The sequence below is a fragment of the Rubritalea sp. genome (assembly GCF_039830215.1).
Taxonomy (GTDB): domain Bacteria; phylum Verrucomicrobiota; class Verrucomicrobiia; order Verrucomicrobiales; family Akkermansiaceae; genus Rubritalea.
The window spans coordinates 1-5,435 of sequence record NZ_JBDOPO010000141.1; the positions used below are offsets into that span (position 1 = coordinate 1).

4 protein-coding genes and 1 pseudogene are annotated in these 5,435 nt (G+C 46.8%); all 5 read left to right on the top strand.

Going from position 1 to position 5,435, the window contains the following annotated elements:
* Positions 1 to 110: 110 nt before the first annotated feature.
* Positions 111 to 233, top strand: a pseudogene (locus tag ABGY95_RS04695) (serine acetyltransferase); the annotation flags it as partial.
* Positions 230 to 1,432: a glycosyltransferase family 4 protein gene (locus tag ABGY95_RS04700; protein WP_347440542.1), complete on the top strand. Its 1,203-nt coding sequence runs from the start codon at positions 230 to 232 to the stop codon at positions 1,430 to 1,432. The pseudogene ABGY95_RS04695 and the gene ABGY95_RS04700, both read left to right, overlap by 4 nt.
* A 2-nt stretch (positions 1,433 to 1,434) precedes the next feature.
* The gene (locus ABGY95_RS04705) at positions 1,435 to 2,319 is read left to right on the top strand and encodes a glycosyltransferase (protein ID WP_347440543.1); all 885 of its coding nucleotides are present in this window, start codon (positions 1,435 to 1,437) and stop codon (positions 2,317 to 2,319) included.
* A 20-nt stretch (positions 2,320 to 2,339) separates the two neighbouring features.
* A complete protein-coding gene (locus ABGY95_RS04710) occupies positions 2,340 to 3,542 on the top strand; it encodes a glycosyltransferase family 4 protein (protein WP_347440544.1) in 1,203 nt (400 codons plus the stop codon).
* A complete protein-coding gene (locus ABGY95_RS04715) occupies positions 3,539 to 4,675 on the top strand; it encodes a glycosyltransferase family 4 protein (RefSeq protein WP_347440545.1) in 1,137 nt (378 codons plus the stop codon). The genes ABGY95_RS04710 and ABGY95_RS04715 overlap by 4 nt, the downstream gene beginning before the upstream one ends.
* Positions 4,676 to 5,435 lie beyond the last annotated feature (760 nt).

A 5,435-nucleotide genomic window follows, 5' to 3' on the forward strand; every position in this document is an offset into this window, starting at 1 on the left:
CAGCTCTCCAACTACGGAGTAAACCAACAAACAACCCTCCCTCGTAGGCCAGCTAGCAGATCATCAACAAAACTAAGAATTTACTCGCAACGCAACCGAGACCACTTCAGACTTTGGGTGAAAGTGCCATCATTGGAGTCTCCGCCGTGGTCACGAAGGACGTGCCCGCCTACGGTACCGCTGTCGGGATTCCAGCCACAGTGATTAACATTAAAACTCCAGATTCTCCATGAAAATTCTAGTCCTTTACCCTTATGTGCCATGGCCTCTTGATCGAGGTACCTTTCAGCGCACCTTCCACCTGCTGAAGAGGATAGCCACGCGCCATGAAGTCGACTTTGTGGCATTTTCTGAGCCCGATGGTAGTGAAGAATCCAAAAAGGAAGTGTTCGAGGAGTTTTGCCAATCCGTCGAATTGCTTCCATTCCAACATCCTGAGTGGCAAAAGCTCTTTCCCAATCGATTGTTTAACCCGCTACCGACCAATGTGCAGTATTGGCAACAGAGCAAGATTGCTAGCTTCATTGATCAAAAAATAGAGCAGGAAGTTTATGATCTCGTGCATCTCTGTGACTTGGTGTTGATGCCCTACATATTCAAGCATCGAGACAACGTACCATTCGTAGTGGATCGTAGCCGAGTCGATTTGCAATTTCAGCTGATGGAGCATCAGAACCTTCGCTTTAGTACTCGTCAGAAGTTATTGCGTTATGAAAGCTATGCGAAACTTTGGTTCTACGAGCGCAAGCTGGCGAAGCATACGCTCCAAGAAATCGTCTGTGGGCCAGACGATAAGTCCTTCATCCACAAATATATTGACAGGGTTGCCCCGGTCCTCGTCGTCGCCAATGGAGTAGATTTGGAGTATTTTCATCCAGATGCGGTTGATGAACAGAGGGATCCAGATCCCACCATTATGTTTTGTGGTGCGATGGATTACAGCCCGAATGTCGATGCTCTCAAGTGGTTTTTCGGCGAAGTGTATGCTAAACTTATTAAGAGAGTTTCTTCTCTAAAGATTCTGATTGTCGGTCGCAGTCCGATCCCTGAAATTCAGGCCTATGATAGTCTTCAGGGCGTTACAGTCACTGGAAGGGTTCCAGATGTGAGACCTTATTATCGTCGGGCTTGGCTGCAAATCGTGCCTTTGAGGATAGGGGGGGGGACACGCTTAAAAATTGTTGAATCCCTAGCCATCGGGACGCCGGTTATCTCTACTACCATTGGAGCTCAAGGTCTAGACCTGAAGCATGGTCGCCAGATTTTACTCGCAGATGATGCCTCCGCCTTTGTCGAGGAAACGGTCAGAGCTATAGAAGATGAGGCGTTGAGAATGAATCTTGAGAGCGAAGGAATGTCTGTAGCGAATGAGCGCTTTGGCTGGAAAGCGATAGGAGATCGTCTTGCAGAACATTACGAAAACTTGATTTAATTATGCAGAGATACCCCCAAGCCGTTTCTATTATCATGCGCAGCTTCAATGAATGCTGGGCAATCCAAGCTTCTATTGATGCAGTCTTCCAGCAAGATTTTGATGGAGAGATTGAGTTGATCATCATTGACTCGGGATCGAGCGATGGATCGATTCAAATGATTCAAGATGATGGTAGAGCTAGGTTGATCGAAATCCCATTGGGCACTTATGTGCCCGGACCAGTACTGAACTTAGGGGCAAAGGAGGCCACACAGGATTGGATTGTATACCTCAATGCAGATGCTGAACCTCAAAATGCGAAGTGGTTGAAGAAACTTTTAGATCCATGCCTAAATGACCCCAAGCGTGGAGTCTCCTTCTCCAGGCAGGTGCCTCGATCTGATTGTAAGGCTGTCTATGCTCATGACTATGATCGTTGCTTCGGCCCTGAACGCGAGTCGGTTCATTGGGATCATTTCTTTAGTATGGTGAGCTGTGCTACGCATCGTAGCGTCTTATACGCTGTACCGATCCGTGAAGATTTACACTATGCTGAAGATGATGAATGGACAAGGCGACTCATACGTGAAGGCTATGAGGTTCATTATGCCATAGAATCCATAGCGATCCATTCGCACAACTACAGCCTACGAGAAAGCTATAAGCGCTCATTTGGCGACGCCAAAGCGATGGCCGCCACCAGTGAAGTGCATCCTAAAAATGTGAACCTGCATTACTACGTGTTGTTAGGCTGGATGAAAGATGCCGTGAGGGACTTCCAGTGGTGTCTCAAGCATGCTCGAATCACTGGAATCTTTTATGCCGCAATGGTGCGCCTAGCCCAACGCTTGGGGCGTAGGGCTGGTCACCATGCCGGCTGGAAACACTACCAACGAGAAATATGAAAATTTTGGTGATATCCAATTTGTATCCACCTCACGAGATTGGTGGCTATGAGTTACGATGCGCGGATGTGTGCAATCGCTTGTTGGAGCGTGGGCATCATGTTCGCGTACTGACATCTGATCACGAAGTTGAGGGACGTCCGTTGCCAATCGATTCCCATGTGGCTAGAAAATTAGAGGTCCACGGCATGTATGGGAACCCTTGGCTGTCGATGCCGAAACTCTATCAATTGGAGAAAAAGAACCATCGAGCACTCATAGATGAGATTGAGGCGTTTCAGCCCGAGGTCGTTCACGTATGGAACATGGGGGGGATTTCAAAGTCTTTACTTATCCGGCTAGAGTCGATGAATATTCCTCTTGTTTACGATATCTCAGATCACTGGATCGCGCGGAGTATGCGGGCTGATGTGTGGCTTAGGTGGTGGAACGAATCGAAGGGGCGAAGTAATGCTGTCATGCGTACGGTCCTCAAGGCGCTGGGAGTCCGAGCAAAGATCTCTAGAGAAGTACCCACCATTTCGTGGGACACCCTCCAATATCCAAGGATTTATTTTTGTAGTGGATTCTTAAAGCAGCTGACCTTGGATAAGGGATGGGCTGTGAATCACGGTGATGTCATTCACTGTGGTATCGAAACACAGGAGTTTACCGTGAAGACTGACTACTCAAGCTTCTCAAAGCTATTGTGGGTAGGTCGTTTGGCGGAAGATAAAGATCCAATTACTGCAGTTCGGGCCTTAGCAGAGTGTCATGATGAAAGCCTAAGTTTAGATTTATTTGGGAATGGTGATACAGCTTATGTTGAGCTTCTTCGATCAGAAATAGAAAGGCTCCAGCTTACTGAAAGAGTGAAGATCGGATCGGTATCTCAATCCGAAATGAAGTCCCTGTATGCTCAATATGATTGTCTACTATTTACGTCTAATTGGGGGGAGCCTTTTGCCCTAACTCCTCTCGAGGCGATGTCTTCCGGGCTTCCAGTGATTAGTTCGTTAGATGGTGGTCAGAGGGAGCTAGCTCAAGATGGAGTGAATAGTCTTGTGGCGGAAGCAGCTCAGCCAAAGACTTACGCAAGCAAGATTCTAGAGTATCGTGATAACCAAGAGCTGCGTGAGAGGGTGGCCAGGAATGGCTTAGATCAAGCCAGGAATGAGTTTGATATCGAGGTGATCACAAATCAAATTGAGAGCTATTTAACCTCTTCACTAAAACGCTCATGAGTCTAGTCTTCTATGATGATAGCCCGATTTTTGGTGGACATGAAGTCATGAGTCTAGCTGGGTTGGATGCGCTTCTTAATAGGTACTCCAAACCTGTCTTCTTCTATGCTACTGAGGCGAATAGCACGTTATGTGAGCGACTTGCTGAATTAGAGGGCAAATATGACCATCTCAGGATTAGCAATCTGCCTTGGCATTCTTCAAAGTTAGAGGGGTTACGCAACCGCTTAAAGCCAGCTCGTGCTCGTCAGCTACAGCAGCGCTTTGAAAGACTCGGGGCAAAACTAGTTGTAGCTGTGCAGGGGAATATTGAACACTCGTCTCTGGCACTACACGCTTGTAAGAAAGCCAACATTCGCAGTGTCAGTTACATCCCTGTACCGCACTCAAACCGAGTAATGGGAGCTAAGTTGGGGCGCATGAGAGACCTCTTTAGTCGATCCATTTTCAAGTTGCCTGACAGCTACCTGACTATTTCGGAGGAAATGGCCAGTCTTTTAAGACAACGTGGTGCAGTGGCTCCTATAAAAATCGTATACAATGGCATTGATATTCACCGATTTCAGGAGGGGGTATCGCATGAAGCGAGAAAAGGGTTGCAGCTTCCTCCTAATAAAATTTTGCTAGGAGTTGTTGGGAGAGTAGAGTTTAGGCAAAAACAGCAACAGCTTCTTGTAGAGGCTGTCAGCTCTGTTCCGAGTCTTGTGGGTAGGTGTCATTTAGTCTTTGCTGGTGATGGGCCAGACTCTGACTGTTTGAAGAGGCTTCTCGCTGCAAAAGGGGTTTCCCACACGATCATTCCATGGTGTGATACAGCACCTCTTTACCAAGCGCTAGATGCCTTAGTGATACCTTCACGTTACGAAGGTCTGCCTCTGGTTATGTTGGAGGCACTTTCATCACGAATAACTGTATTTGGTAGTGATCGTGATGGTATGCGAGATATTCTCCCCGACGAATACCGTTTTGCTGTGTCGAATGTTGCTGATCTGTCGCGGACCATACACAAGTGGGTCGATAAGGGGTGTCCTCCACCGGCTGAGGAGCTTGTCAACCGTATTCGTTCTAAGATGTCAAAAGAGCAATTTGCAGAGTCTTTTTCGAGAGAAATTTTGGCAAAGCTCACTCGATGATGTGTTCTATAGTAGTGGCCCTGCGCTCTTGTGCATTAAATTTCGCGTAACTTTTTGACGCAAAAATGTATTATAATCTTTGAGAGGTGAGGTGTTCAGGATGATTGGCACTTCCAAGCACTTCCAAGCACTTCCAAACCAATGACGCGCTAATAAACTCATTGCAACTTAATGACCTAGTTAAGTCAGCTTCTTCCATCCAAGGCAAAACCTAAGGTTTCAGTACCTCTGGAGTTATAACCGCTCTCATCAAATGTGCGATCAAAGGCGATGGTTCATTTAGCAATATCGCGCTGGAGTGAGACCTTCTTGGGCACAGATCGATCGCCAGAGTCTTTGTCTATAAATTGATCACCAACAATGCCTCTCGGTTTTTGACGAGAAGTCATCGGTGAACTCGTCAAGCAATCCTCTTCATCTATCTCTATGCTCTGCATCGAGATGCAGATTCACCAGAGATTTGATCGAAGGTTCGACTTTTCAAGTCATGGCGAAAGGCAATGTCTCGAACGTCCCTAATCACCGTAATCAGGTGAGTCGCAATGCTGGATTTAAGTTGAATATAGTCTTTGATTTACTAACGGTTATCAACTGTCAGTCAGATGTTTACGCGTGTAAATAATCAAGGTGAATCAGGTGGGGTAGTGTAAAAAAACGTCTGTAAAAACTCAAAACGCCTCGCCCTCTTGCAAGAGGAGCCGCACAGGTCAGTTACTGAAGGTGCAAACACAAAAGCTCCGACCAATGGACGAACAAACAC